At 66.1% G+C, this 26,812-nt stretch carries 26 protein-coding genes; 25 read left to right on the forward strand and 1 reads right to left on the reverse strand.

Features of this window, described 5'->3' with window-relative positions:
- The first annotated feature begins 679 nt into the window (after window positions 1-679).
- Both VJ307_04215 and VJ307_04220 read left to right on the forward strand, forming a co-directional pair.
- Entirely contained in the window at window positions 680-1,720 is a 1,041-nt protein-coding gene (locus VJ307_04215) for an ABC transporter ATP-binding protein (protein ID HJX73339.1), read from the forward strand.
- Entirely contained in the window at window positions 1,717-2,688 is a 972-nt protein-coding gene (locus VJ307_04220) for an oligopeptide/dipeptide ABC transporter ATP-binding protein (GenBank protein ID HJX73340.1), read from the forward strand. Before VJ307_04215 ends, VJ307_04220 begins: the two co-directional genes overlap by 4 nt.
- A 5-nt stretch (window positions 2,689-2,693) precedes the next feature.
- Here the strand turns inward: VJ307_04220 and VJ307_04225 are convergent, their stop codons facing one another.
- Complete coding sequence (locus VJ307_04225; protein HJX73341.1) at window positions 2,694-4,595, reverse strand: ATPase, T2SS/T4P/T4SS family; 1,902 nt, start codon at window positions 4,593-4,595, stop codon at window positions 2,694-2,696.
- Window positions 4,596-4,765: 170 nt separating this feature from the next.
- Here VJ307_04225 and VJ307_04230 point away from each other — a divergent pair, with 170 nt between their 5' ends.
- The 23 genes from VJ307_04230 to VJ307_04340 all read left to right on the forward strand — a co-directional run.
- Window positions 4,766-4,903: a hypothetical protein gene (locus VJ307_04230; GenBank protein ID HJX73342.1), complete on the forward strand. Its 138-nt coding sequence runs from the start codon at window positions 4,766-4,768 to the stop codon at window positions 4,901-4,903.
- Window positions 4,904-5,018: 115 nt separating this feature from the next.
- On the forward strand, window positions 5,019-5,924 hold the full coding sequence (locus VJ307_04235) for a M23 family metallopeptidase (GenBank protein ID HJX73343.1): 906 nt from the start codon (window positions 5,019-5,021) through the stop codon (window positions 5,922-5,924).
- Between the two features lie 95 nt (window positions 5,925-6,019).
- Window positions 6,020-8,563 (forward strand): preprotein translocase subunit SecA, encoded by a 2,544-nt coding sequence (gene secA, locus VJ307_04240; protein HJX73344.1) that lies wholly within the window; start codon window positions 6,020-6,022, stop codon window positions 8,561-8,563.
- A 22-nt stretch (window positions 8,564-8,585) separates the two neighbouring features.
- Window positions 8,586-9,761, forward strand: a complete 1,176-nt coding sequence (argJ, locus tag VJ307_04245) for a bifunctional glutamate N-acetyltransferase/amino-acid acetyltransferase ArgJ (GenBank protein HJX73345.1) — start codon at window positions 8,586-8,588, stop codon at window positions 9,759-9,761.
- A 172-nt stretch (window positions 9,762-9,933) separates the two neighbouring features.
- Window positions 9,934-10,764 carry a 30S ribosomal protein S2 gene (gene rpsB / locus VJ307_04250; GenBank protein HJX73346.1) on the forward strand — a complete coding sequence of 277 codons (831 nt, stop codon included), beginning with the start codon at window positions 9,934-9,936 and terminating at the stop codon, window positions 10,762-10,764.
- Between the two features lie 38 nt (window positions 10,765-10,802).
- On the forward strand, window positions 10,803-11,726 hold the full coding sequence (gene tsf / locus VJ307_04255; protein ID HJX73347.1) for a translation elongation factor Ts: 924 nt from the start codon (window positions 10,803-10,805) through the stop codon (window positions 11,724-11,726).
- A 19-nt stretch (window positions 11,727-11,745) separates the two neighbouring features.
- Entirely contained in the window at window positions 11,746-12,471 is a 726-nt protein-coding gene (gene pyrH / locus VJ307_04260; GenBank protein ID HJX73348.1) for a UMP kinase, read from the forward strand.
- Window positions 12,471-13,025 carry a ribosome recycling factor gene (gene frr, locus VJ307_04265; protein HJX73349.1) on the forward strand — a complete coding sequence of 185 codons (555 nt, stop codon included), beginning with the start codon at window positions 12,471-12,473 and terminating at the stop codon, window positions 13,023-13,025. The genes pyrH and frr overlap by 1 nt, the downstream gene beginning before the upstream one ends.
- A gap of 52 nt (window positions 13,026-13,077) precedes the next feature.
- Window positions 13,078-13,242 (forward strand): 4Fe-4S binding protein, encoded by a 165-nt coding sequence (locus tag VJ307_04270; GenBank protein HJX73350.1) that lies wholly within the window; start codon window positions 13,078-13,080, stop codon window positions 13,240-13,242.
- 199 nt (window positions 13,243-13,441) lie between these two features.
- Window positions 13,442-14,197 carry an isoprenyl transferase gene (locus VJ307_04275; protein HJX73351.1) on the forward strand — a complete coding sequence of 252 codons (756 nt, stop codon included), beginning with the start codon at window positions 13,442-13,444 and terminating at the stop codon, window positions 14,195-14,197.
- 2 nt (window positions 14,198-14,199) lie between these two features.
- A complete protein-coding gene (locus tag VJ307_04280; protein ID HJX73352.1) occupies window positions 14,200-15,009 on the forward strand; it encodes a phosphatidate cytidylyltransferase in 810 nt (269 codons plus the stop codon).
- On the forward strand, window positions 15,006-16,184 hold the full coding sequence (locus VJ307_04285; GenBank protein HJX73353.1) for a 1-deoxy-D-xylulose-5-phosphate reductoisomerase: 1,179 nt from the start codon (window positions 15,006-15,008) through the stop codon (window positions 16,182-16,184). Before VJ307_04280 ends, VJ307_04285 begins: the two co-directional genes overlap by 4 nt.
- Window positions 16,181-17,245, forward strand: coding sequence for an RIP metalloprotease RseP (gene rseP / locus VJ307_04290; protein ID HJX73354.1), 1,065 nt, complete (start codon window positions 16,181-16,183; stop codon window positions 17,243-17,245). Before VJ307_04285 ends, rseP begins: the two co-directional genes overlap by 4 nt.
- A gap of 4 nt (window positions 17,246-17,249) precedes the next feature.
- A complete protein-coding gene (gene tsaB, locus VJ307_04295) occupies window positions 17,250-17,933 on the forward strand; it encodes a tRNA (adenosine(37)-N6)-threonylcarbamoyltransferase complex dimerization subunit type 1 TsaB (protein ID HJX73355.1) in 684 nt (227 codons plus the stop codon).
- A gap of 81 nt (window positions 17,934-18,014) precedes the next feature.
- Entirely contained in the window at window positions 18,015-18,233 is a 219-nt protein-coding gene (locus tag VJ307_04300) for a DUF465 domain-containing protein (GenBank protein HJX73356.1), read from the forward strand.
- Between the two features lie 140 nt (window positions 18,234-18,373).
- Window positions 18,374-20,026, forward strand: coding sequence for a dihydroxy-acid dehydratase (gene ilvD / locus VJ307_04305; protein ID HJX73357.1), 1,653 nt, complete (start codon window positions 18,374-18,376; stop codon window positions 20,024-20,026).
- Between the two features lie 10 nt (window positions 20,027-20,036).
- Window positions 20,037-21,731 carry a biosynthetic-type acetolactate synthase large subunit gene (gene ilvB / locus VJ307_04310; protein ID HJX73358.1) on the forward strand — a complete coding sequence of 565 codons (1,695 nt, stop codon included), beginning with the start codon at window positions 20,037-20,039 and terminating at the stop codon, window positions 21,729-21,731.
- Between the two features lie 19 nt (window positions 21,732-21,750).
- Window positions 21,751-22,227, forward strand: a complete 477-nt coding sequence (gene ilvN, locus VJ307_04315) for an acetolactate synthase small subunit (GenBank protein ID HJX73359.1) — start codon at window positions 21,751-21,753, stop codon at window positions 22,225-22,227.
- A gap of 48 nt (window positions 22,228-22,275) precedes the next feature.
- On the forward strand, window positions 22,276-23,301 hold the full coding sequence (gene ilvC, locus VJ307_04320) for a ketol-acid reductoisomerase (protein ID HJX73360.1): 1,026 nt from the start codon (window positions 22,276-22,278) through the stop codon (window positions 23,299-23,301).
- 55 nt (window positions 23,302-23,356) lie between these two features.
- On the forward strand, window positions 23,357-23,989 hold the full coding sequence (locus VJ307_04325; protein HJX73361.1) for a phosphatidylserine decarboxylase family protein: 633 nt from the start codon (window positions 23,357-23,359) through the stop codon (window positions 23,987-23,989).
- The gene (gene pssA, locus VJ307_04330) at window positions 23,986-24,807 is read left to right on the forward strand and encodes a CDP-diacylglycerol--serine O-phosphatidyltransferase (GenBank protein HJX73362.1); all 822 of its coding nucleotides are present in this window, start codon (window positions 23,986-23,988) and stop codon (window positions 24,805-24,807) included. Before VJ307_04325 ends, pssA begins: the two co-directional genes overlap by 4 nt.
- Entirely contained in the window at window positions 24,755-26,011 is a 1,257-nt protein-coding gene (leuC, locus tag VJ307_04335) for a 3-isopropylmalate dehydratase large subunit (protein HJX73363.1), read from the forward strand. Before pssA ends, leuC begins: the two co-directional genes overlap by 53 nt.
- Before the next feature lie 520 nt (window positions 26,012-26,531).
- Window positions 26,532-26,812: 3-isopropylmalate dehydratase (locus tag VJ307_04340; protein ID HJX73364.1), on the forward strand; the 281-nt coding region annotated here is incomplete at its 3' end.

Below are 26,812 nucleotides of genomic sequence, written 5' to 3' on the forward strand. Positions count from 1 at the left end.
ATAATATTCTCTCGCTCCACACGCCGCTTTGTGGAACCCCCCCGCATCGCCCCGGGTCCCCGGTCCCGGAAATGCGGTCCGCGGCGCAGCAAGCCGAAGGAGGAGGGGCGCAGTGAGACCGGCCTCCAGGAGTCCATTCCCTCAGATCCCGGCATTCGAGGGCCGCTGCATCCGTTCCTGCTTCGTTGCCCCCCCTCACCGTACCGCAGCGGGTACGCCTCGGGCGGGCGCCTCGCCGGAAGCGGCGCATCGACCCTCTCGGTGCACGGCCTCTTCGGCAACGGCCCCCGGGAGGCCGGCCTCCTGCGCCCCCACTCCTTCGGCTTGCTGCGCTTCACGAACGGCGCACGTCCCCTAAGAACAGGGACGTTCCTAAGAACTCTTCCTCCCCTGCAGAGGGCGTCGCAACTGCCGCCCCTTTACAAAGGCGCCGGGATCGGCTTCGCGGCCTCGGAGGGGGCTCCGTTCGTGGCTCGCCGTGCGATGGACCCGCACGGCTGCGCTTAACCTCACTCCACCCTCCTCCTTCGGCCTGCTCCGCCCCTGGCGCGCCCCGTTGCGAGGGTGCAGGCAATCGGAGGACCCGGGGCGATGCGGGGGGAATCCCCCCGCGAGCCAGGGTCCTCCCATCGGAAGCAGCCTCCCCCGAAGGAGTCCACCGCCCCCGGAGGATGTCGCCGTGAGCGCTGATCTTCTCTCGGTCCGGGATCTGACCGTCTCCTTCCGTACGGAGACGGGGAGGGTGCGCGCCCTTTTCGGGGTCTCCTTCTCCCTGTCCCCCGGGGAGACGCTGGGGCTGGTGGGGGAGTCGGGGTGCGGCAAGACGGTGACGGCCCTCTCCCTCCTGAAGCTCCTTCCCTCGCCGCCCGCGGTCATCGAGAAGGGGACGGTGTTCTTCCGCGGGAGGGACCTGATTCCCCTCCCCGAGGAGCGGATGTGCGATGTGCGGGGAAAGGAGATCTCCATGATCTTCCAGGAGCCGATGACGTCGCTCAACCCGGTTCTCACGATCGGGGACCAGGTCGCCGAGGTCTTCACCGCCCACCGTGCCTGCCGGAAGGCGGAGGCCGCCGCGCAGGCCGTGGAGTGGCTGCGGCGGGTCAGGATGCCGGACGCCGAGAGGAGGGCGCGGGAGTACCCCCACCAGATGAGCGGGGGAATGCGTCAGCGGGCGATGATCGCCATGGCGCTTGCCCTCAAACCGACGCTCCTCATCGCCGACGAGCCCACCACGGCGCTCGATGTCACCATCCAGGCCCAGATCCTCTCCCTCCTCAAGGAGATGCGCGAGCAGCAGGGGATGGCCGTTCTTCTGATCACCCACGATCTCGGGGTGGTCTCGGAGTTCGCCGACCGGGTGGCGATCATGTACCTGGGCAGGATCGTCGAGATCGCGAAGACGGACGACCTCTTCGGCGGACCGGTCCATCCCTACACGCAGGGGCTGCTCCGGTCCCTGCCCGGAATGCGAACCGGGGAGAGACGGCTCCCGTCGATCCCGGGGATGGTTCCCGACCTCGACGCCATCCCGCCCGGATGCCCGTTCGCCGACCGGTGCCCGTTCCGGCAGGAGGCGCAGGCCCGCTTCCGCGCCGGGGAGACAGCGGAGGACGACCTGTCGGTCTGCGACCGAGTGGACCCCCCCCTCGAGGAGTACGCCCCGGGGCACTCCGCGGGCTGCCATTATCAGAGAACGGTCCGGAAGGGCGGAAGGGGATGATCCGGTTGAACGGGCCTCTCCTCTCCCTGGAGAACCTCTACAAGTATTTCCCGGTGCGGAAATCGTTCTTCTCCTCGGAGTCGCTGCCGGTGCGCGCGATCGACGGGGTGTCGATCGGGGTCCCCCCTGGAAAGACGGTGGGGCTGGTAGGGGAGTCGGGCTGCGGCAAGACGACGCTCGGGCGGGTGGCGATCCGACTGATTCCCCCCGATTCGGGGAAGGTGATGTTCGAGGGCAGGGACATCACGACCCTTTCGGGCGAGGAGCTCCGCCGGACCCGGAGGAAGATGCAGATCATCTTCCAGGACCCGTACTCCTCCCTCAATCCCAGGATGCGGGTTCGCGACATCGTCGGGGAGGGGTGGCTGGTCCACGGGATCGCCCGCGGCAGGGATCTCCGGGAGAGGGCCGAGCGTCTCCTCCAAAGGGTCGGGGTCTCTCCCGACGCCGCCGACAAGTACCCCCACGAGTTTTCCGGGGGACAGAGGCAGCGCATCGGGATCGCCCGGGCGATCGCCCTTTCCCCCAAGCTGATCGTCGCGGACGAGCCGGTGTCGGCCCTCGACGTCTCCGTGCAGGCGCAGATCCTGAACCTGCTGCGCGACATCCAGGAAGAGTACGGGATGGCCTACCTGTTCATCTCCCACGACCTGCGGGTGATCCGCCACGTGAGCGACGTCGTCGCCGTGATGTACCTGGGAAAGATGATGGAGGTTTCCCCCGCCCCCGCCCTGTTCCGCGAGCCGATCCACCCCTACTCGCGGAGCCTCCTCTCGGCGGTGCCGATGCCCGGGGGAGCGCCGCGGGAGAAGATCGTCCTCCGGGGGGAGATCCCGAGCCCCATCCACATCCCCCCCGGGTGCCGGTTCCACACCCGCTGCTTCATGGCGGAAAAGATGTGTGAGGAGGTATCCCCTCTCCTGCGCGAATCCGCCCTCGGGCGCTTCACCGCCTGCCACTTCGTGTAGATGGACTAGGCCAACGAGCGCTCCCGGATCTTGTTGGGGAAGTCGTGGCGGCAGTAGGGGCAGAACTTCCAGTGCGGGGAGACCATCTTCCCGCATCCCGGGCAGCTCGAGACGAGGGAGTGGCCGCACCCCGGGCAGAGCACGAAGTCGGCCCCCAGCGACGTTCCGCAGTGCGGGCAGCCGGCGCCGAACTCCTCCTCGGTTTCCACGACCCGGTACAGCTCCGAAAGGGTCGTCACGCCGGCCTTCACCTTGTCGAGCGCCGCCTGGCCGAGCGTCTTCATTCCCTTGGCCACGGAGAGCTGGCGGATGTCGGTCTCCGAACCCTTGGCCATCACGAGGTCGCGCAGTTGCTGGTGGAACGGCATGATCTCGTAAATCCCCGTCCGCCCGCGGTATCCGGTCCCTCCGCACGCAGGACACCCCTCTCCCCGATAGAAGGTAACTTCCTCTTTTTTCGCCTTCGCGAGGCCGACCCGCTGGAGGTCTTTTTTGGACGGCTCTTCCCGGACCCGGCACTTCGGGCAGATGACCCGCACTAGCCGCTGGGCGACGATGCCGATGATGGTGGAGGCGATGAGATAGGAGGGGACTCCGAGGTTCCGCAGCCGGGTGATGGTCGCCGACGCGCTGTTGGTGTGAATCGTCGAGAGGACCAGATGTCCCGTCAGCGCCGCCTGCATCGCGATCGTGGTCGTATCGAGGTCGCGCATCTCCCCGAGCATGATGACGTCGGGGTCTTGCCGGAGCATCGAGCGCAGGGTCGACGCGAAGGTGAGGCCGATCTTCTCCTGGACCGCCACCTGGTTGATCCCGGGGTTCTCGTATTCGATCGGATCCTCGATCGTCGAGATGTTCCGCTCCACGGATTTGATCTTGTTGAGCGCCGCGTAGAGGGTCGTCGTCTTGCCGGACCCGGTCGGCCCCGTAACGAGGAGGATCCCCTGCGGACGGAGGACCAGCTCCTCCACCTGACGGAGTTCGCCCTCGGCCATTCCCATCGACTCGAGAGAGATGCTCGCGGTGAGCGAGTCGAGAATCCGGATGACCACTTTTTCACCGTATGCCATGGGCATCGTGGACACGCGCAGGTCGAGGCTCTTCGATCCCACACGGATCCCGATCCTGCCGTCCTGGGGAAGCCTTTTCTCCGCGATGTCCATCTTCGCCATGATCTTGATCCGCGAGATGACCGCCCCCTGCACCCACTTCGGCAACTCGAGGGACTTCCGGAGGCCCCCGTCGACCCGGTTGCGGATTTGCAGGGTCGTCTTGGTCGGCTCCACATGGATGTCCGAGGCCCCCTGGTCGACCGCTTCCGCGACGAAGAGGTTCACCATCCGGATGATCGGGGCCGCCTCGCTCTTCTTCCGGAGGTCGTCGGCGTCCTTCGCGTCGGTCTCCTTGCTGTCCTGAACGATCTCGACCCTGCGCTCATCGGCGATGTCCTGGACGATGGTGCTCAGGGATGACCCCAGGTGGTAATGCTGGTCGATCGCCCAGAGGATGTCCGAGCGGGTGGCGATTCCGGTCTTGATGGTGTAGCCGGAGGCGAACCGGACGTCCTCGAACGCCTCGAAGCTCAGCGGATCCGCCATCGCGACGTGGAGGTCGCGCGCATCGATCGTGATCGGCACGATCAGATGCTTCCGGGCGACCTTCTCGGGGATCAGTTCGATCGCCTCGGGCTCGACGGGCGTGTTGGCGAGGTCGACCAGCGGGATCCCGAGCTGGAGGGAGAGGGCCTGGGCGATCTCCTCTTCGGTGGCCATCCCCAGGGCGACGATGACGTCTCCCAGTTTCTGACGCCGGGAGCGCTGCTCGGACAGGGCGCGCGTCAGGTTCTCCTCGGACAGAAGTCCGGTTTCCACAAGCAGTTCGCCGAGACGTTTCCGAACGGGTGCCAAGGTTCCTCCTTCACCGGGGTTTCCGGCCCCCTTATACCAGGACATATCGGAAGATCCCCTGCGGGACTTGCGTGTGAAACCGCCACTCCCCGGGGGCATCAAAAAGTCGTCGAAAGGAGCGAACGATGATGCGTCGTCAAGGATATCGATGCCCCCGCTGCAATGGGGCGATGGTATACGAGCGGTTCCAGGACATGCTGGACCTCTTTTACGCCTGGAGGTGCCTCAACTGCGGCGAAATCGTGGACCCGGTGGTGGCACGGAACCGGGAGACGGAAAAGGAGCACAAGAAGAGGGCCGCGGGGTGAGATCCTCCTCTTTTCCGGATTTCCCGAACCGTTATCAATAAGATGGGTCCGACACGTTGACACCGTTCCCGGGCATATGGTACGGTACCCACCTACTTTTCAGGCAGGGGAGTCGATGGGAGAGGTGCGCGAGCGATTCACATTCTCCGTGCGGTTCGGTCCCGAGGGGCGGTCCCGGGAATTCCGGATCGGCCGCACGGGACTCATCGCGACCGCCGCAGTTCTCGGCCTGTTTTTCGTTCTCATGACGCAACTTATCTATGATTACAGGGAGACTCTTTCGAAGGCGAGGGAGCTTCGGAGCCTCAGGCAACGGGTGAGCGAGCAGAACCTGACTCTCTACAACCTCTACGCGAAATTCGAGAGCCTGGAGACCGAGGTCGAACGGATCCGGACCCTCGACGCCCGTGTCCGGTCGCTCGTCCGGATCAACGAGGAGATGCGACCCGGCGGGAGGAAGGACGGCGGGGGCCCGGGGATCGGAGGCGCGGAAACGCCCGAGTCCAGCGCATCGAACCGGCTGGACAGCCTCCTCGATCTGCGGTGCGACAAGCTGAAGGAGAGCATCCTGGTGGACGGGAAGAACCTCGAGGTCCTCTGCGAGAAACTCGACGCCCGTCGGACCTTCCTCGAGAGCCTTCCCTCCCTCTGGCCGGCCCGGGGATTGCTCGCGTCGGGGTTCGGCGTCCGGCTTTCGCCGTTCACCGACACCAAGGTCTTCCATCACGGACTCGACATCGACGCCCCGGCGGGGAGCCCGGTCAAGGCGGCCGGGGGGGGCAAGGTGGTCCGGTGCGGATTCGAGTCTCTTTACGGAAACATCGTGGGGATTGACCACGGGAACGGCTATCGGACGTTTTACGCTCACCTTTCGGAGCGTTTGGTCGAGGCGGGCGACACCGTGCAGAAGGGGGACGTGATCGGCAAGGTGGGGGATTCGGGGCGCACGACCGGCCCGCACCTCCACTATGAGGTACACGTGAACGACCTTCCCGTGAACCCGATCCGCTTCCTGAATTAGCAGGGAAAGGGCGCAGTCGAGAAGTGCTCCCGGGGCGCCTCCCCGTCGGGGCGTTTTTTTTTGGGACAAGGCAGGGGAACGGAAGGACCTCGTCGATGCTGGCAAATCTATTCAAAAAGATGTTCGGCACGCACAACGAGCGCGTGCTGGACCGGATCCGGTCGACCGTAGACCGGATCAACTCCCTCGAGCCCTCGGTGACGGGCCTTCCGGACGACCGTCTCGCGGCGCGCACGGCGGAGTTCCGTCAGCGGCTGGAGAAAGAAGAACCCCTGGAGGATCTCCTCCCCGAGGTTTTCGCCACCGTCCGCGAGGTGGGCAGGCGCGTGCTCGCCATGCGGCACTTCGACGTCCAGCTCGTGGGCGGCGTGGTGCTGCACGAGGGGAAGATCGCCGAGATGCGGACCGGCGAGGGGAAGACGCTGGCCGCCACCCTTCCCATCGTCCTGAACGCCCTGACGGGGCGCGGCGTGCATCTCGTCACCGTGAACGACTATCTGGCGAAGCGGGACGCGGAGTGGATGGGGGCGATCTACCGGTTCCTCGGTCTGTCCGTGGGGGTGATCGTACACGGGATGGACGACCACGAGCGCCAGGCCGCCTACCGGTGCGGCGTCACCTACGGGACGAACAACGAGTTCGGCTTCGACTACCTGCGCGACAACATGAAGTTTCGCGTGGAGGAGATGGCCCAGCGGGAACTTCACTACGCGATCGTGGACGAGGTCGACTCGATCCTGGTCGACGAGGCCCGGACCCCCCTCATCATCTCCGGACCGGCCGAGGAGTCGACGGACAAGTATGCCCGGATCAACTCGATCATCGGCTTCCTGAAGAAGGAGGAGGACTACAATATCGACGAGAAGGCGCGCAGCGTCATGATGACCGAGGACGCGGGGATCCCCAAGATCGAGCGCCTCCTTTCCGTGGACAACCTCTACGATCCGCGCAACATCGAGATCCTCCACCACGTGAACCAGGCCCTGAAGGCCCACGTCCTCTTCAAGCGCGACGTCGACTACATGGTGAAGGACGGCCAGGTGGTCATCGTCGACGAGTTCACGGGGCGGCTGATGCCGGGGCGCCGCTGGTCGGACGGTCTGCACCAGGCCGTCGAGGCCAAAGAGGGCGTCAAGATCGAGAACGAGAACCAGACCCTCGCCACGATCACCTTCCAGAACTACTTCCGGATGTTCGAGAAGCTCGCGGGGATGACCGGCACCGCCGACACGGAGGCTGTGGAGTTCAAGCAGATCTACGACCTCGACGTGGTGGTCATCCCCACGAACCAGCCGATGGTCCGGGACGACCTCCGGGACCAGATCTACCGCACCGAGAAAGAGAAGTTCCAGGCCGTCCATGAGGAAATCCGGGCCCTTCACGAGGCGGATCGTCCGGTCCTCGTCGGGACGGTCTCCATCGAGAAGTCGGAGCGGCTGTCCGGCATCCTCAACCGTCACGGCATCCCCCACAACGTCCTGAACGCCAAGCACCACGAGCGCGAGGCGCAGATCATCGCCGAGGCGGGCCAGCCCGGCAAGGTGACGATCGCCACGAACATGGCCGGGCGCGGCGTGGACATCAAGCTCGGCGAAGGCGTGGTGGGGAAGGGCGGTCTCCACATCATCGGCACCGAGCGGCACGAGTCCCGGCGGGTGGACAACCAGCTCCGCGGCCGCGCGGGGCGCCAGGGGGACCCCGGGTCGTCCCGTTTCTACCTGTCCCTCGAGGACGACCTCCTCCGGATCTTCGGTTCGGACCGGATCTCTCCCCTCATGGAGAAGCTCGGGATGGAGGAGGGGGAGCCGATCGAGCACAACCTCGTCAACAAGGCGGTCGAAAACGCGCAGAAGAAGGTCGAGGCCCACAACTTCGACATTCGGAAGCACCTCCTCGAATACGACGATGTGATGAACAAGCAGCGCACGGTCATTTACGACATGCGCCGGGAGGTATTGTCGGGGGAATCGCAGCGGGACACGGTGATGGAGATGGCGGGAGAGGTCGCCGAGGACCTCGCCGACCGTTTTGCGGAGGAGAAGGTGCATCCGGAGGAGTGGGACCTCTCCGCCCTTCGGGACGCCGCCTACTCCCAGTTCGGATTCCGGCTCGAATTCCCGGAAAGCGAGGTGCAGGGGCTGACCCGGGAGAAGCTCGCGTCCCGGATCGAGGAGGGGGCCCATTCCGCCTACCGGAAGAAGGAGGAGGAGTACGGCGAGGATGCGATGCGCTACCTCGAGCGGATGTTCCTCCTTTCGACGATCGATGCGCTGTGGAAAGACCACCTCCTCTCGATGGATCACCTCAAGGAGGGGATCGGCCTCCGGGGCTACGCGCAGAAGGACCCGCTGAAGGAATACCAGCGGGAAGGATTCGACATGTTTTCCGACCTCGTCTTCCGGATCAAGGCGGAGTCGCTCAAGCGGCTCTACCACGTGAAGGTCCAGCGGGAAGAGGAGCCCCAGAAGATCGCCCGGCAGGCGCCCGCGCCCGCCCGAAGGGTGAACCTCTCCCGCGGCGAAATCTCCCGGGCGGGGGTGACCACCCAGCGCCATGCCTCCCGGAAGATCGGGCGCAACGAGCCGTGTCCCTGCGGATCGGGGAAAAAATACAAGAAGTGCTGCGGAATGGGGGCGTGACGGGATGCGCCCCGTGAGGGAGATGATCGTCCCCGGCTTCCGGGCGGGTGGCGTCTGGTGCGGGATCAAGAAGGGGGGGAAAGCCGATCTCGCGATCGTGGCGAGCGACCGGCCGTGCACCTCCGACGTTCTCTTCACGCGGAACCGGATGGCCGCGGCGCCGGTCGAGTGGGGGAGGGGCCTTCGGTCCCGGTCGGCCCTGCGCGGCGTGGTCGCCAACAGCGGGAACGCCAACGCATGCACGGGCAAGCAGGGAAGGGAAGCGGTCCGGAGGATATCCGCGGGGGCATGCAGGGCGCTCGGCCTTCGGGACGGATCCCTTCTCGTCTCTTCCACGGGAGTGATCGGGGTGCCGCTGCCCACGGGAAAGATCACCGCGGCGATCCCCGGGCTTTGCTCCTCGCTCTCGCCCGGGGGCATTCCCCGGGCGGGGGAGGCGATCCTCACGACCGACGCCTACCCGAAGCGGGGCGTGCGCAAGGTCCGGGTTCGCGGGGGGACCGTCACCCTGGGAGGAATCGCGAAGGGGGCGGGCATGATCGCCCCCGGCATGGGAACGATGCTCGCCTACGTGTTCACGGACGCCGCCCTGCGCTCCTCCGACCTGCGATCGGTCTTCCGGGAGGCCGTGGCCCTTTCCTTCAACCGGATCGTGGTGGACGGGGACATGAGCACCAACGACACCGCCGCGATCTTCGCCAACGGCGCCTGCGGGCTCCCTCCGCTGGAGGGAAAGGATCTCTCCGCCTTCGCCGGGGCCCTGAGCCGGCTTCTGCTCGACCTGGCGCTCATGATCGTGCGCGACGGGGAGGGGGCGACGCGGGTCGTGCGGATATCCGTGTCCGGGGCGAGGAGCGAACGGGACGCGGAAGCGGCGGCCCGCGCGGTGGCGACGTCCCCGCTGGTCAAGACCGCGGTGTTCGGGGCGGACCTCAACTGGGGGCGCGTGGTCGCCGCCGTCGGGCGCTCCGGGGCTACCCTTACGCCGGAGCGGGTCGAAGTGTCCCTCGCGGGGGAGAAGGTGGTGCGCCGGGGGATGGAGGTCGACCGCAAGGCCGAGCGCAGGGCGGCCCCGAAGATCCGGAAGGAGGCGTACGGCATCGACGTGGACCTGGGCCTCGGGAAGGGGAGTTATTTCGTCTACTTCTCCGACCTGGGGCACGAATACGTCCGGATCAACGCGGGATACCGGACGTGATGGGCGTCCTTTATGGCTTGAGAATCCCGAATCGTTTGTGATACATATAGCAGATTAGCCGTTCATCTCTCACGGGCGGGATTCTCCCCGGGGTGCCCCGGATCGGCCGGGGTGGATGGGGAGAGGTGGAACGCCCGGAGGAACAACCCCGAAGCGAGGAGGAAAGGAAGGCATGGCAAACGGACAAGGTTCGGTCATCACGATGAAGCAGTTGCTGGAGGCGGGGGTCCACTTCGGTCACCAGACGAAGAGGTGGAACCCGAAGATGAAGAGGTACATCTTCACCGCGCGGAACGGGATCTACATCATCGACCTCCAGCAGACGGTGAAGATGTTCCGCACCGCCTACGATTTCGTCCGGGAACTGGCGTCGGAAGGGAAGACGATCCTGTTCGTGGGCACGAAGAAGCAGGCCCAGGAGGCCGTCGAGGAGGAGGCGAGGCGCGCGGGCGCCCCGTTCGTGAACGTCCGGTGGCTGGGCGGCATGCTCACCAACTTCCAGACGATCCGGAAGAGCCTCGACCGGCTCCAGAAGCTTACCGACATGACCACGGACGGCACGGTCGAGAAACTCCCCAAGAAGGAAGTGCTCCAGCTCGCCAAGGAGCGATCCCGGCTGGAGAAGGTGCTGGGTGGCATCAAGGACCTGCGCCGCGTTCCCGAAGCCATCTTCGTCGTCGACCCGTCGCGCGAGGAAATCGCGGTCCTGGAGGCGCGGCGGCTCGCGGTTCCGATCATCGCCATCGTCGACACCAACTGCGACCCGGACCTGATCGATTATATCATCCCGGGAAACGACGACGCCATCCGGGCGATCAAGCTGTTCCTCGGGAAGATCGCGGACGCGATCCTCGAGGGGAAGGCGGCATACCAGGAGAGGACGGCTTCGGCGGGGGACAAGGAGACCGAGGCTCCGGAGGTCATGATGGCGCTGATCTCCACCGAGGAGGAGACCCCGGAAAAGGGCGCAGCCGGAGAGATTCCCGCCGCCGCGGAGGAATAGCCTCCGCAAGTCCGACATTCGGCCAGGAGAGGACGAGGATGCAGATATCGGCGGAGTTGGTGCGCGAACTGCGCGATAAGACCGGCGCGGGGATGATGGACTGCAAGAAGGCCCTCACCGAATCGGGGGGGGACATGGAAGCCGCGGTGGACGTTCTGCGCAAGAAAGGCCTGGCGGCCGCCGCGAAGAAGGCGTCGAGGGTCGCCTCCGAAGGGGTCGTCGCGGCCCACATCGCCGCGGGATCCGCGGCGCTCGTCGAGGTGAACTGCGAAACCGACTTCGTTGCCAAGACCCCGGAGTTTAAGGAGTTAACGGTACGGGTCGCCGAGACGGTGAACGGGAAGGATCCGAAGGACGTCGCGGAGGCGCTGCTCCTCCCCGGAGAAGGGGGGATTCCTTTGGGCGAGATGCTGAACGAGAAGGTGGCGAAGATCGGAGAGAAGATCTCCTTCCGGCGCTTCGCGCGTTTCGCCCTGCCGGCGGGCGCCCGGGGGGTGCTCGTCCCCTATATCCACGCGGGAGGGAAGATCGGGGTCCTGGTGGAGCTCCTGGGCGCGGGGGCGGACGACCCGGAATTCGCCGCGCTCGCCAAGGACATGGCGATGCAGGTCGCCGCGGCGAACCCGCTGTATATTTCCCGGCAGGACGTGCCGGCGGATGTGATCGAGCGGGAGAAGTCGATCTATCGGGAGCAGGCGCTTGCTTCGGGCAAACCGGAGAAGATCCTGGACCGTATTACCGAGGGGAAGCTCGGGAAATACTATGAGGATTTCTGCCTGGTGGAGCAAGCGTTCATCAAGGATCCCGACCGCCGGGTAATGGACCTGCTGAAGGAGACGGCCGCGAAAAGGGGGATCGAGGTCCGCATCGCGCGGTTCGCCCGGTTCCAGGTGGGGGAGGGGCTTGCGAAGCGCTCCGACGACCTGGCGGCGGAAGTCGCGAAGCAGCTCAACCGGGGGTAATTCCCCCCGCGGAGGTTCCGTGGGAAAACCGGCGTACCGACGCATCCTTCTGAAGCTGTCGGGGGAGGCCCTGATGGGGAAGCAGGCGTACGGGATCGACAACGGGATCCTCGGGGGCCTTTCCGAGGAGATCCGGGAAGTGGCGTCCCTGGGGGTCCAGATCGCCCTCGTCGTCGGGGGCGGGAACATCTTCCGCGGCATCCAGACCACACGGAAGTACGGAATCGACCGCGTCTCCGCCGACTACATGGGGATGCTTGCGACCGTCATCAACAGCCTGGCGCTGCAGGAGAGGCTGGAGCGTGACGGCGTGATGACGCGTGTCCTTTCCGCCATCGAGATGCGGGCGATCGCCGAGCCGTACATCCGGCGTCGCGCCGTGCGCCACCTCGAGAAAGGCAGGGTGGTCATCTTCGCCGCGGGTACCGGCAACCCGTATTTCACGACGGACACCGCCGCCGCACTGCGGGCGATGGAGATCGGCTCGGACGCCATCTTGAAGGCCACCCGGGTCGACGGCGTCTACGACAAGGACCCGCTGATCGACAAGAAAGCCAGGAAGTTCAAGGAAGTGACCTACATCGACGTTCTGAAGAGAAACCTCAAGGTGATGGACGCCACGGCGATCTCCCTGTGCATGGACAACAACCTCCCGATCGTCGTCTTCAACCTGACGAAGAGAGGGAACATCCGGAAGGTGGTCCTGGGGGAGCAGATCGGCACCGTGGTCCGGGGAGGTCGGTAGTGGAAGCCCTTTTCAAGGACACGGGCGGAAAGATGGCGAGAAGCATCGAGGCCTTCAAGAAGGACCTGGGGAAGATCCGGACGGGGAGAGCGTCCTTTGCCCTCCTGGACGGGATCAAGGTGGACTATTACGGGACGCCCACCCCCCTCCCGCAGGTGGGAACCCTGTCGGTCCCGGAAAGCCGGATGATCACGGTCACGCCCTGGGACACCAAGATGGTGGGCCCGATCGAGAAGGCGATCCAGGCGAGCGGCCTGGGACTGAACCCCTCGAACGACGGGAAGATGGTGCGCATTCCCATCCCCCCCCTGACCGAGGAGCGGCGCAAGGACCTCGTCAAGGTGGTGAAGAAGATGGCCGAGGACGCGCGGATCGCGGTCCGGAACATCCGGCGCGAGTCCCTGGAGAAGGTCAAGGAAAGGGAAAAGAAGAAGGAGATTTCCGAGGACGAGATGAAACGGTGGCAGGACCGTGTCCAGAAGGAGACGGACAGCTACGTGAAGAAGATCGACGAGATCCTGAAGGCGAAGGAACAGGAGATCATGGAGGTCTGACGCCTGCGTCCGGCCGCAACCGCCAACCACGGAACGAAGGAGGAAAAGCATCATGGCTGTCGTAATCAATGACGAATGCACCGCCTGCGGAACCTGTCTGGACACCTGCCCCGTTGGGGCGATCGCCGAGGGCGAGAAATACCGGGTGACCGATGCATGCACCGATTGCCTTGCCTGCGTCGATTCCTGCCCTACCGGAGCGATCGTCCAGAACTAGTGCACCGTCTCGCAAATAATCTGGCATTCGACCGCCGCTGCAGCAGCGAAGGCTGCGTTGCGCTCCTTGCGCCGTACTTCTTCAAGTACGCCTCAGTCGCGCGCCTTGCCGGCGCAGCGCATCGACGGTCTCGGTGCATCAGCCTATTTACGAGACGGTACACTAGGACGTTCCCGACGGGGCACAAAGACAAGCCCACATGAAAAGCGGCGGACCCCCTTCCTCCGCCCTCCCGCGCCACGTGGCCATCATCATGGATGGAAACGGGCGTTGGGCCAGACTTCGCGGCCTTCCGCGCGTCGAAGGGCACCGGATGGGCATCCGTTCCGTCCGGGCGGTCGTCGAATGCGCGCGGGAAATCGGCATTCCCTGTCTCACGCTGTACGCGTTCTCCTCGGAAAACTGGGGGCGGCCCCGGACCGAGGTGACCACCCTGATGGGGCTCCTCCGGGAGTTCCTGGTCCGGGAACTCCCGGATCTCAACAAGCACGGGATCCGGCTGAAGGTCATCGGGGAGGCATGGCAGCTCCCCCTCTCCGTGCGGGAGGTGCTCGACCGGACGCTGGCGATGACCGCGGGGAACAGCGACATGACACTGATCCTGGCGCTGTCCTACGCCGGCAGGGACGAGATCGTGCGGGCGGCCAGGAAACTGGCCGCGGACGCGGCGGCGGGGAAGATCGCCCCCGAGGCGATTACCCCCGAGGAGTTCGCCGGCAGGCTGGACACGGCCGGGATCCCCGATCCGGACCTGGTGATCCGGACCAGCGGGGAAGTACGGGTCAGCAATTTCCTCCTGTGGCAGGCGGCGTACGCGGAGTTCGTCTTCACCGACGTCCTATGGCCCGATTTCGGGAAGCCGGAGTTTCTTGCCGCTCTCGAGGAATATTCGCGTCGCGACCGCCGTTTCGGACTGACGGGGGAGCAGGGGCAGAGCTCCCCCGGCAACTCGTGACCGTGCTCGGGAAACGGGTCCTCACCGCGGTCGTTCTGTTGCCCCCCCTGGTGGCGGCGGTGATGTTCGGAAAGGGGTGGCCCTTCCTCCTGGTGGTGGGGACGGTGACCCTCCTGTGCGCCGCCGAGTATTTCGGGCTGTTTTTCCCCGGCGCCCGGGACCGGTGGTCCGGCGTGGCGGTGACCGGCCTGGTCTACGCAAGCGCGGTCCTCCTTCCGTTCCGCACGGCGTGGGCAGCCGTGCTGTGCTGCGTCGCGCTGGCCGCGTTCCCCTTCCTCGCGGGCGGTCAACCTCCTTCGGAGAAGGCGCGGGGTGCCGCGCTCGCGGCGCTCGGCGCGGTCTACATCGGGGGATTCCTCTCCGCGTATCCCCGAACCCTCGCGCTTCCCGCCGGAGAACACTGGATCTTCCTGGGCCTCGTGGCGGTCTTCGCGGGGGACATCTTCGCCTATTTCGTCGGGAAGGCATGGGGAAGGAGGCGCCTCTCCCCGACGATCTCTCCGAACAAGACGGTCGAGGGCTCCTTCGGGGGGCTGACGGCGAGCATCGTCTTCGGCACCGGCTACGGGGTTCTGTTCCTCCCGGGGGTTCCCCCCTGGTTCCTTTGCCTTGCCTCCGCGGTCGTAGGGGTCGCAGGGCAGGCGGGGGATCTCTTCGAGTCGCTCCTCAAGCGCGCCGCGGGGGTGAAGGACAGCGGGGCGCTTTTGCCCGGGCACGGCGGGATGTTCGACCGCGCGGACGCCGTCATCTCCGCGGGGCCGGTGCTGTACCTGCTCGCGCAGCTCGCTCCGCTATGGGGGGGGAGGGGATGAGGAAGGTCAAAGGCGTCGCCATCTTCGGGTCCACCGGCTCGGTGGGCCGCAACGCCCTCGACGTGATCGCGAGGTTTCCCAAGAGGTTCCGGGTAACGGCCCTTTGCGCCGGGAAGAACGCGACGGAGCTCCTCGCGCAGGCGCGCCGTTTCCGTCCCCGCATCGTGTGCCTCTCCGAGGAGGTGGACCTCTCCCGGCGGGATCGTCTCCCTTCCGGGACGCGCATCGTGTTCGGGGAGGAGGGGCTGACCGAGGCAGCCTGTTCCCGGGAGACGGACATCGTCGTGGCCGCCGCCTCCGGGGTGACGTCCCTCCGTCCCGCCATCGCGGCCGCCCGGAAGGGGAAGAGGATCGCCCTGGCGAACAAGGAACTGCTCGTGATGGCGGGGAAGTTCCTCGTGGAGGCCGCGAGGGCCGGAGGGGGCGTGATCCTCCCCGTCGACAGCGAGCATTCCGGGGTCTTCCAGGCGATCGAGGGCCACCGGAAGGAGGACATCTCCCGGATCATTCTCACCGCCTCGGGGGGACCTTTCCGGAACCGGACCTTCCGGCAGATGCGCGACGCGACCGTTACGGAGGCGCTCGGGCACCCGACGTGGCGGATGGGCGCGAAGATCTCGATCGATTCCGCCACCCTGATGAACAAGGGGTTCGAGGTGATCGAGGCGACGTGGCTGTTCGGCCTCCCGCCGGGGCGGATCGACATCCTCATCCACCCCCAGTCGATCGTGCACTCGATGGTGGAGTACCGGGACGGCAGCCTGATCGCGCAGTTGGGCGTTCCCGACATGAGGATTCCCATCGGCTACGCCCTGTCGTATCCCGAGCGGCTTCCTCTGGAACTGCCCCGTCTGCTTCCGCATCGAATGGACGGCTGGGTGTTCGAGCCGCCCGACCGGAAGAGCTTTCCCGCGCTCGACCTGGCGTACGACGCCGCCGAGGCCGGAGGGACGGCGCCCGCCGCGCTGAACGCCGCGAACGAGGTCGCGGTCGAAGCGTTTCTCGCAGGGCGGATCCGCTTCACCGGCATCATCTCGGTGGGGAAGAGCCTGATGTCGTCCTGGCGCAAGGGGAGCAGGCTTGTTACCCTGAAGGACGTGCTCGACGCGGACGCGGAAGCAAGAAAAGAGGCGTCCCGCATCATATCCCGCATGAGGAGGCCACACCGGCCGTGATCTATTTCCTGTCCTTCCTTGTCGTCCTGGGCATCCTCATCTTCGTGCACGAGTTCGGCCACTTCATCGTCGCCCGCCGGCTCGGCGTGGGGGTGACGAAATTCTCCTTCGGGTTCGGACCGAAGCTCGCGGGGATTACGAGGGGGGAAACCGAGTACCTGATTTCCGCCATCCCGCTGGGAGGATACGTCAAGCTTGTCGGGGAAAACGACGCGGAGGAGATCCCGCCGGAGCAGAAGGAGAAGGCGTTTTACCACAAGCCGGTCTGGGTAAAGATGGCGGTCGTGGCCGCCGGGCCGATCGGGAATCTCCTCTTCGCGTTTTTCGTGTTCTGGGGGATCTTCATGGGCGGGGTCCCCACCCTGACCCCGAAGATCGGGGACGTGATGCCGGATACGCCGGCTGCCCGGGCGGGTTTGCAAGCGGGCGACACGGTCGTCCAAATCGGGGAGAGAAAAGTCACGACATGGGACGAGCTCGCCGCCGGGATCCGGGAATCGGGGGCCGGAAAGGAGCTTCCCTTGATCGTTCGCCGGGGGGAGGAGGAGATCCGGGTGACCGTCACGCCGGAAATCCGCGAGGGGCTCACCATTTTCGGGGAGAAGGTCGACGGGCCCAAGATCGGGGTGGTGGCCAGCAAGGAGATCATCCAGCGGAGGGTCAATCCCGTCGCCGCCATCGGGCGCGCGGCGCAAGAGACGTGGAGGATCATCCACCTGACCGTGCTCACCGTGGTGAAGCTCCTCATGCGGGTCCTCCCCTCCGATACGCTCGGAGGACCCATCCTCATCGCCCAGATGGCGGGGGACCAGGCCCGGGAGGGAATCTCCCCCTTTCTGTACTTCCTCGCGCTGTTGAGCGTGAACCTGGGCATCCTGAACCTCTTACCCATCCCGATCCTCGACGGGGGGCATCTCGTCTTCTTCTCGATCGAGGCGCTGCGCCGCAAACCGCTCTCCCCGCAGTCCCGGATGATGGCGCAACAGGTGGGGCTGGCCCTGATCCTCATGCTGACCGCGCTCGTGTTCTACAACGACATCGCACGCCTGATCGCCGGATAACCGCTTGATCCTGGCCGTCGAATCGGCGACCCCGTGCGGGAGCGTCGCCCTCGTTTCCGAAGGGCGGGTGCTGGGGGAGAGGATGCTTCCCCGGGAGAGGCAGGTCTCCGAGACGTTCCTGGCCGCCATCGACCGTCTTCTCGGGGAGGCGGGCCGGGGACAGGACGTCGTCACGCATGTGGCGGTTTCGGCGGGTCCCGGTTCGTTCACGGGCTTGCGCGTGGGGATGGCCGCCGCGAAGGGATTCTGCTTCGGATGGGGGCTTCCCATCGTGCCCGTGCCGACGCTTCACGCCCTGGCGTCGCGCTTCCCCGGGGGGGATGCGCTGGTTTGTCCGGTGCTGGACGCGAGGAAAAAGGAAGTCTACGCGGGGGTCTTCCGGTGGGAGAGGGGGGAGTGCCTCCGCGTCCGTCCGGATGCCGCGGTGCCGCCGGACGCCCTCCCCGGCTGGTTCCCGCAGGGAACGGTCTTTTTCTGCGGGGACGGGGCGGTCCTGCACGGGGCGTTGTTCCGGGAGCGGATGGGGGAGCGCGCCCTGTTCCCTCCGCCGGGCGAGGGCCTGCCGAGGGCGTCGTCCGTCGGTCTCCTGGCGGAGCGCATGGTCCGGGCGGGGGAGGCGAAGGAGGCACGGACGGTCGTCCCCGCCTATCTCCGGTCTTCCGAAGCGGAGGTCCGGCGCGGGAGATGAATTCGTGCCGAGCCGTGCCGAAAATTGACAATTGCCCTTCCTCTGTTAGACTCAACTATCATCCCAGATCCGGAGGTGCCGATGGGAGGGCGGAGCCAGGAAGAGAAAATCACCGCGCTTGCCGAGAAGGATCCGGAGTTTAAAACCCTGATTCAGGAACATCGCCTGCTGGATGAGAAACTCAAGGAGTTCGACCGAAAGGTCTACCTTTCCCCCGACGAGGAGATGGAGCGCAAAAAGCTTCAGAAACTCAAGCTGGTAAAGAAGGACAAGATCGCGCAGATACTATCCACACAATAGCACGGCAACGAAGAATCGTCCCGCCGAGGGGAGCCTGCGCGCTTGATCCGGCGAGGGGGATCAAGGCTTTCGCGACGTCCCCAGGGAAGATTTCTTCCCCGGGGGAATCGTATTCCCGAACGGGCACGAGGGACACAGGGATGCGAAGCGACCGCACGAAAAAGGGATGGGAGCGCATGCCCCACCGGGCGCTCTACTGCGCCGCCGGGGTTCCGCAGGCGGCGATGGGAAAAGCCTTCATCGGCGTGGCGACTTCCTTCACCGACCTGGTCCCCGGACACGTGGGGATGCGGGCGCTGGAGCGCGTCGTGGAGAACGGAGTGCACGCCGCGGGGGCATACCCGTTCCTCTTCGGGGTGCCGGCGGTGTGCGACGGGATCGCGATGGGGCACCGGGGGATGCACTACTCCCTCCCCCTGCGCGAGTTGATCGCGGACATGATCGAGTCGGTCGCCGAAGCCCACGCGCTCGATGGGCTCGTCCTGCTGACCAACTGCGACAAGATCACCCCGGGGATGCTGATGGCCGCCGCACGTCTCGACATCCCCTCCATCGTCCTGACCGCGGGCCCCATGCTCTCCGGCAGGATGGGGGACAGGCGACTCTCGCTCGTGTCGGACACCTTCGAGGCGGTCGGGCGCTTCCAGCGCGGGGAGATCGACGCGAAGATGCTGCGCCATCTCGAGGCCGAGGCGTGTCCGGGGGAGGGGTCGTGCCAGGGGCTCTACACCGCCAATACGATGGCGTGTTTGACCGAGACCCTCGGGATGTCCCTGCCCGGGTGCGCGACCGCACTCGCCGGGATGTCCAAGAAGCGCCATCTCGGGTACGCGACCGGGCACCGCATCGTGGAGCTGGTTCGCAAGGGGGTCACCCCGCGCAGGATATTGACGCGCGCCGCCTTCGAGAACGCCATCCGGGTCGACCTCGCGCTCGGGGGATCCTCCAACTCGGTGCTGCACCTTCTGGCCATCGCCCACGAGGCGGGAGTCCCCCTCCCCCTGGCCGAGTTCGACCGGCTGTCCCGCCAGACGCCGCAGCTCACCACGGTGACCCCGGCGGGCCCCCACATGATGGAGGACGTGGAGTTCTCCGGCGGGATCCCGGCGATCCTCAACCGGCTGTTGCCCAAACTGAAGAAAAACCCGACGGTGTCCGGCGAGGACATCACCGCGATTGCCCGCAGGGGGCGCGTCACGAACGACGGCATCATCCGGAAGGTCTCCGCCCCCGTGCGGCCCGAAGGAGGGATCGCCATCCTCACCGGAAACCTCGCTCCGGAGGGCGCGGTGATCAAACAGTCGGGCGTCGATCCCGGGATGTTCACCTTCCGGGGAAAGGCCCGGGTCTTCGACTCCGAGGAATCCGCGATGGCGGCGATCATGGGGGGGAAGATCCGCCCGGGCATGGTCGTGGTGATCCGGTACGAGGGGCCGAAAGGGGGGCCGGGAATGCGCGAGATGCTCTCCCCCACGTCGGCGATCATGGGGATGGGGCTGGGAACCCGGGTGGCTCTCATCACCGACGGGCGGTTCTCCGGAGGGACGCACGGACCGTGCATCGGCCACGTGTCCCCGGAGGCGATGGAGGGGGGGGCGATCGCCTTCGTGAAGGACGGGGACGGGATCGTCCTGGACATTCCGAAGAGGAAGCTCACGCTGGACGTCCCGGCGGCCGAGCTTGTCCGCCGGAAGAAAACCTGGAAGGCCCCGCCGCCGAAAATCCGGACGGGGTATCTGGCGCGGTACGCCAAGCTGGTGAGCTCTGCGGGCACCGGGGCCGTGGTCCGGTAAGGGGAATGACATGAAGATGACCGGTGCGGAAATATTCGTCAAGGCGCTCGAGGATCTCGGGGTGGACATCGTGTTCGGGTACCCCGGAGGGGCGGTGCTGAACATCTACGACGCACTGTTCCAGAACACGAAGATCAGGCACCTGCTTGTCCGCCACGAGCAGGGCGGCGTGCACATGGCCGACGGGTACGCCCGCGCCTCGGGAAAGACCGGCGTCTGCCTGGTGACCTCGGGCCCCGGGGCGACGAACACCGTCACCGGGATCGCGACGGCTTACATGGACTCGATCCCCATCGTCGTCTTCTCCGGCCAGGTGCCGACCCTCATGATCGGCAACGACGCGTTCCAGGAGGCCGACATCGTCGGGATCACCCGGCCCTGCACCAAGCACAACTACCTGATCAAGCAGGGGAAGGACCTGGCGCGTATCATCCGGGAGGCGTTCTACATCGCCTCCACCGGCCGCCCGGGGCCCGTGCTGGTCGACATCCCGAAGGACGTTCTGGCCGGAACCGCGGAATACACCCTCCCGAAGGAGGTGAAGCTGCGGGGGTACCACCCCACCTACGAGGGCCACCAGAAGCAGGTGGAGAACGCCGTCCGCCTGCTGCTCGAGAAGGAGCGCCCCGTTTTCTACAGCGGGGGAGGGGTCATCCTTTCCGGCGCCTCCTCTTTCCTCACGGAGTTCTCCCAAATCCTCGGGATCCCCGTGACGACCACGCTCATGGGGTTGGGCGGTTTTCCGGGGACCGATCCGCTCTCCCTCGGGATGCTCGGGATGCACGGCACCTACCGGGCGAACATGGCGATCTCGAACAGCGACGTGATCCTCGGCCTCGGGGCGAGGTTCGACGACCGGGTCACCGGGAAGATCGACGAGTTCGCCCCGGGGGCGAAGATCATCCACGTGGACATCGACCCGACCTCGATCCAGAAGAACATCCCCGTGAACATCCCGATCGTGGGGGATCTGAAGGACGTGCTCCGGAAGATGATCAAGCTCGTCAAGGGGACGAAGGAAGCCGCGCAGTACCGGAAGAAGATCGCCCCGTGGCGGGACCAGATCGAGAAGTGGAAATCGACTTACCCGCTCGCCTACAAGCAGGGAAAGGGGAGAATCAAGCCCCAGTACGTGGTCGAGCAGATCTACCAGATCACGAAGGGGGACGCGATCATCACCACCGAGGTGGGGCAGAACCAGATGTTCGCAGCCCAGTACTACCTGTTCGACAGGCCGCGGACCTTCCTCTCCTCCGGGGGGCTGGGGACGATGGGGTACGGGCTCCCGGCGGCGATCGGGGCGCAGGTGGCGATGCCGGACAAGCTGGTGGTCGACATCGCGGGCGACGGCAGCATCCAGATGAACATCCAGGAGCTGGCCACCGCCGTCCAGTACCGCCTCCCCGTGAAGGTGGTGATTCTGAACAACGGTTCGCTGGGGATGGTGCGGCAGTGGCAGGAGCTGTTCTTCCAGGGGAAGCTTTCCCATACGTGCCTTCCCCAGGTGCCCGATTTCGTCCGCCTGGCCGAAGCCTACGGGGCGTTCGGATTCCGGGCGACCAAGGCCGGGGAGGTCCCGGATGTCCTCCGGAAAGGATTCGCCGCGCCCGGCCCGGCCCTCATCGACATCGTCACGGATCCGAACGAGATGGTCTACCCGATGGTGCCCGCGGGGGCGCCTCTCACGAAGATGCTGCTCGTTTGACCTGGCAGGGGGGGAGTCGATGCGCCATACCATTTCCGTTCTGGTGGAAAACGAATTCGGGGTCTTGAGCCGCGTCGCGGGCCTGTTTTCCGGCAGAGGGTTCAACATCGAGTCGCTGACCGTCGCGGAGACGCTGGACCCGACGGTCTCCCGCATGACGATCGTGACCTCCGGCAACGACCAGATCATCGAGCAGATCCTGAAGCAGCTCAACAAGCTCATCTCGGTCATCAAGGTGATCGACCTGACGGACACGGACACCGTCGACCGCGAGCTGGTGCTGATCAAGGTGAACGCGGAAGCCGAGACAAAGCCCGAGGTGCTGCGCCTGGTGGACATCTTCCGCGCGAAGATCGTCGACGTCGCGCCGCGCTGCTACACGATCGAGATGACGGGCGACGAGGAGAAGATCAACGCGCTGCTTCAGTTGCTCAAGCCGATCGGAATCCGCGAGATCGTGCGGACGGGCCGGGTGGCCATCGCCCGGGGGATGTAACGAACGAGAGGGGAAGAGCCGGTTGAACCCATATCGCCCGGGGAGGGGATGACGATGGTCCGGATCTATCGGGAAAAGGATGCCAGGCAATCCGTTCTGAAGAAGAAGAAGATCGCGATCCTGGGGTACGGGAGCCAGGGGCACGCGCACGCGAACAACCTGAGGGAGAGCGGAATGGACGTCGTCGTGGGCGAGCTCCCCGGGTCGGAAAACGCGGGGAAGGCGAAGAAGGCCGGGTTCCCGGTCGTGGACGCCGCCGCCGCCACGGGGAAGGCCGACGTCGTCGCCATGCTTCTTCCCGACGAGCTCCAGGGGGAGATCTACCGGAGCTCCGTCGGCCCGAACCTGAAGAAAGGGGCGTACCTCATGTTCGCCCACGGGTTCAACATCCATTACGGGCAGGTCGTCCCCCGGGCCGACGTGAACGTGTTCATGGTGGCCCCGAAAGGCCCCGGCCACCTCGTGCGCGCGCAGTACGAGAAGGGGGAAGGCGTACCCGCCCTCATCGCCGTCCACCAGGACCCCGCCGGGGACAGCCGGGGCATCGCGCTCGCGTACGCGAGCGCCATCGGGTCGACCCGCGCGGGGGTGATCGAGACCTCCTTCCGGGAGGAGACGGAGACCGACCTCTTCGGGGAGCAGGCGGTCCTTTGCGGGGGCGTCACGGCGCTGATCCTGGCGGGGTACGAGACGCTGGTCGAGGCCGGATACTCCGCCGAGATGGCGTATTTCGAGTGCCTCCACGAGCTGAAGCTCATCGTGGATCTCATTTACGAGGGCGGGATCTCCACGATGCGGTACTCCGTGAGCAACACCGCCCAGTACGGCGATCTGACGCGCGGACCGCGGGTCATCAACGCGGAGACGAAGGCCGAAATGAAGCGGATGCTCGAGGAAGTCCAGAACGGCTCGTTCGCCCGGGAATGGATCCTGGAGAACCGGGCCAACCGCCCCGTCTTCAACGCCCTCACCCGGCGCGGCGACGAGCACCCGATCGAAGAGGTGGGCCGCCGCCTTCGTGCCATGATGCCGTGGATCGCGAAAGGGCGGCTGGTCGACAGGACGAAGAACTGAACGAGGGGCTGGGCCGGAAGCAATGGATCCGGGGAGGCAGGGCCGGGGGGGCGGAGTGATCGCCCCCGAAGGGATCCCGTTTCTTCTGGGCGCGGCGGCCCTCGCGGCCGTCCTCTCCCTGTTGTGGCCCAGGACCATACCGGCCGCCCTTTTCGGGGCCCTGCTCACCGTTTTCGTGGGCTGGTTCTTCCGGAACCCCGACCGGACCCCCCCCTCGCTCCCGGGGGCGGTGATCTCCCCTGCGGATGGTAAGATAATGTATGCGGGCGACAACCCGCCGGGCAGGTATCTGGACGAGCCCGGGAAGAGGGTGAGCGTTTTCATGTCCGTCTTCGACGTGCACGTCAACCGGGCCCCGGTTTCCGGCAAGGTGGTGTCCGTCCGGTATCATCCGGGGAAGTTCCTGGCCGCGAACGTCGAGAAGGCGTCGCTTGCCAACGAGCAGAACGGGGTGCTCCTCGAGACGCCGGACGGCCAGCGGGTCGCCTACGTCCAGATCGCCGGGCTCATCGCCCGCAGGATCGTGTGCGATCTTGCCGAAGGGGATACCGTGAGACAGGGCCAGCGCGTCGGCATCATCCGGTTCGGTTCGCGGGTCGACATTCTGCTTCCCGCATTTGCCTCCCTTTCGGTGCGGGCAGGGGACCGGGTTCGCGCGGGAGAGAGCGTCGTGGGGGTGCTGCCATGAGAAGAAGGATCAGACGGGGGGACGGGATCAGCCGGGGGATCTACGTATTGCCCAACCTGATCACGTCGGGATCGCTGTTCGCCGGGTTCTACTCGATCGCCGCGACCTACACCGGCCAGTTCGAGAAGGCCGCGACGGCCATCATCGTGGGAGTGGTGCTCGACGGCCTCGACGGCCGGGTCGCCCGGATGACCAAGACGACCACGAAGTTCGGGGTGGAGTACGACTCCCTGGCCGACCTCGTCTCGTTCGGCGTCGCGCCCGCGTTCCTCGTCTACGGCTGGGCCCTCGCGCGCTTCGGCCGCTGGGGGTGGCTGGCGGCGTTCCTCTACCTGATCTGCGGGGCGCTCCGGCTCGCCCGGTTCAACGTCCAGGTCCACACGGTCGAGAAGGGGAAGTTCAACGGGCTGCCGATTCCGGCCGCGGCGACGTTCGTATCCTCCATGATCCTGCTCTTCTACTACCTGGGCGGGTCCGGAAACTTCAAGCACATCGCGGTGCTCCTCGCCATCTACGTTCTGGCGTTTCTCATGATCAGCACGGTCAAGTACAACAACTTCAAGGATCTGGAGCCCTTCCGCCGCCGGCCGTTCAATACCCTGGTGGTGTTCATCTTCCTCGCCCTTCTGATAACCGCGGAGCCCCAGGTGATGATCTTCCTGTTCGTCTCGGCGTACATAGTCTCCGGGCCGATGGGGGAGCTGGTGCGGGCCCTGCGGGGACGGAGGGGGACAACGAAGGAAAGCGAGACAGACGTTCATGGGCATGACGCTCACGGAGAAGATCCTCGCGAGGCACGCGGGGAAGGAAAAGGTTGAGCCGGGGGAACTGATCCTCGCGAAGGTCGACCTCGCGCTCGGCAACGACGTCACGAGCCCGATCGCCATCGAGGCGGTCCGCAATCTCGGGATCCGGGAGGTCTTCGACCGGGAGAAGATCGCGCTCGTCCCGGATCACTTCACGCCGAACAAGGACATCCGGTCGGCCGAGCAGGCCAAGTTGATGCGGGAGTTCGCCCGAGAGTACGGGATCGTGAACTACTTCGAGGTCGGGCGGATGGGGATCGAGCACGTGCTTCTGCCCGACGAGGGGCTCGTCCTTCCCGGCGACCTCGTGATCGGGGCCGACAGCCACACCTGCACCTACGGGGCGCTGTGCGCCTTTTCGACCGGCGTCGGCAGCACCGACCTGGCCGCGGCGATGATCTCCGGGGAGGTGTGGCTGAAAGTTCCCGAATCGATCCGGATCGTGCTCGGCGGGCGGCCGGGGAAGTGGGTCGAGGGGAAGGACATCATCCTGCACATCATCGGGAGGATCGGCGTGGACGGCGCCCTCTACCAGGCGATGGAGTACGCCGGGGACGGGATCGCGGCTCTCCCGATCGCCTGGCGCTTCACGATCTCCAACATGGCGATCGAGGCGGGGGCGAAAAACGGCATCTTCCCCTTCGACCGTGTCACGAGGGACTACGTGGACGGGCGGGCCGCCCGGAAATACGCCGTGGTCGAGGCCGACGGGGATGCCCGGTACGCGTCGGAGATCGAAATCGACGTCGGGTCGCTGGAGCCGCAGGTGGCGTTCCCGCACCTGCCGGAGAACACCCGCCCCCTGTCCCGGGTGGGGAACGTCCCCATCGATCAGGTGGTGGTGGGCTCGTGCACCAACGGGCGGATCGAGGACCTCCGGAGCGCGGCGGCGGTTCTGCGCGGCCGGAAGGTTCACGACGGCGTCCGGCTTCTCGTCTTCCCCGCCACCCAGGAGATCTACCTCCAGGCGATGCGGGAGGGGCTGATGGAGACCTTCGTGACCGCGGGAGCGGCGTTCTCCACGCCGACCTGCGGTCCGTGCCTGGGCGGGCATATGGGGATTCTCGCGAAAGGCGAGCGCGCCGTCGCCACCACGAACCGGAACTTCGTGGGGCGGATGGGGCACCCCGAGAGCGAGGTCTACCTCGCCAACCCCGCGGTGGCGGCCGCCTCCGCGGTCCTCGGCCGGATCGGCGGCCCGGACGAGATTCGTTGACCGCCGCGCATGCTCGCCGGACCGGGGACCCTGGCTCGCGGGGGATTCCCCTCCGCTACGCTCGCGACCTCGCGCCCGCTCGCTGCGGGTTCCGCTCGCCGGAACGGACCCCGCCAGGCGGGGGTACTTCTCTCTCGCTCCACACGCCGCTCCGGGGAACCCCCCGCATCGCCTGAGGGTCCACGGATTCCCGGCGAACTGCCGTGCAGTGCCTCCCCGGCGCGTCCCATGTGCCGGGGCGAAACCGGCGGAGCAGCCGAAGGACGGGGGGTCCGAGCGGAACTTTCCGGGAGGGAGGTCAAGCGCAGACCCGCGGGTTCATCGCGGGTCGAGCGATTTCGCCAAGCGACCCCCCTCCGAGGATGCGGAAGCCGGCTACGACCCCCCGGCGCAGCTACGGCGGACTAGCGGGATGGGGAAGCGCCGATCACCGGGGACCCTGGCTCGCGGGGGGGGTCCCCGACCCGGTTGCCGTGGTCTCCGGGCGTAGACGATGGGAACGGAAAGGGGAGGAAAGCCGATGATCCTGAAAGGACGGGCCTGGAAATACGGGGACGACGTCGACACCGACGTCATCATCCCCGCCCGGTACCTGAACACCTCCGATCCGAAGGAACTTGCCCGCCATTGCATGGAGGACATCGACAAGGAATACGCCAACAAGGTGGCCCCCGGAGACTTCCTCGTGGCGGGGAAGAATTTCGGGTGCGGTTCCTCGCGTGAGCACGCCCCCATCGCCATCAAGGCGTCCGGGGCCTCCGCCGTGATCGCCCGGTCGTTCGCGCGGATCTTCTACCGGAA

It is taken from the genome of Candidatus Deferrimicrobiaceae bacterium (assembly GCA_035256765.1).
GTDB lineage: Bacteria > Desulfobacterota > Deferrimicrobia > Deferrimicrobiales > Deferrimicrobiaceae > CSP1-8.

Excerpts from the sequence above, each read along its gene's own strand:
- VJ307_04220 (HJX73340.1), top strand. The coding sequence starts at position 1,717 with ATGATCCGGTTGAACGGGCCTCTCCTCTCCCTGGAGAACCTCTACAAG.
- VJ307_04230 (HJX73342.1), top strand. The coding sequence starts at position 4,766 with ATGGTATACGAGCGGTTCCAGGACATGCTGGACCTCTTTTACGCCTGG.
- VJ307_04235 (HJX73343.1), top strand. The coding sequence starts at position 5,019 with ATGGGAGAGGTGCGCGAGCGATTCACATTCTCCGTGCGGTTCGGTCCC.
- secA (HJX73344.1), top strand. The coding sequence starts at position 6,020 with ATGCTGGCAAATCTATTCAAAAAGATGTTCGGCACGCACAACGAGCGC.
- argJ (HJX73345.1), top strand. The coding sequence starts at position 8,586 with ATGATCGTCCCCGGCTTCCGGGCGGGTGGCGTCTGGTGCGGGATCAAG.
- rpsB (HJX73346.1), top strand. The coding sequence starts at position 9,934 with ATGGCAAACGGACAAGGTTCGGTCATCACGATGAAGCAGTTGCTGGAG.
- tsf (HJX73347.1), top strand. The coding sequence starts at position 10,803 with ATGCAGATATCGGCGGAGTTGGTGCGCGAACTGCGCGATAAGACCGGC.
- VJ307_04270 (HJX73350.1), top strand. The coding sequence starts at position 13,078 with ATGGCTGTCGTAATCAATGACGAATGCACCGCCTGCGGAACCTGTCTG.
- VJ307_04275 (HJX73351.1), top strand. The coding sequence starts at position 13,442 with ATGAAAAGCGGCGGACCCCCTTCCTCCGCCCTCCCGCGCCACGTGGCC.
- VJ307_04285 (HJX73353.1), top strand. The coding sequence starts at position 15,006 with ATGAGGAAGGTCAAAGGCGTCGCCATCTTCGGGTCCACCGGCTCGGTG.
- VJ307_04300 (HJX73356.1), top strand. The coding sequence starts at position 18,015 with ATGGGAGGGCGGAGCCAGGAAGAGAAAATCACCGCGCTTGCCGAGAAG.
- ilvD (HJX73357.1), top strand. The coding sequence starts at position 18,374 with ATGCGAAGCGACCGCACGAAAAAGGGATGGGAGCGCATGCCCCACCGG.
- ilvB (HJX73358.1), top strand. The coding sequence starts at position 20,037 with ATGAAGATGACCGGTGCGGAAATATTCGTCAAGGCGCTCGAGGATCTC.
- ilvN (HJX73359.1), top strand. The coding sequence starts at position 21,751 with ATGCGCCATACCATTTCCGTTCTGGTGGAAAACGAATTCGGGGTCTTG.
- ilvC (HJX73360.1), top strand. The coding sequence starts at position 22,276 with ATGACGATGGTCCGGATCTATCGGGAAAAGGATGCCAGGCAATCCGTT.
- pssA (HJX73362.1), top strand. The coding sequence starts at position 23,986 with ATGAGAAGAAGGATCAGACGGGGGGACGGGATCAGCCGGGGGATCTAC.
- leuC (HJX73363.1), top strand. The coding sequence starts at position 24,755 with ATGACGCTCACGGAGAAGATCCTCGCGAGGCACGCGGGGAAGGAAAAG.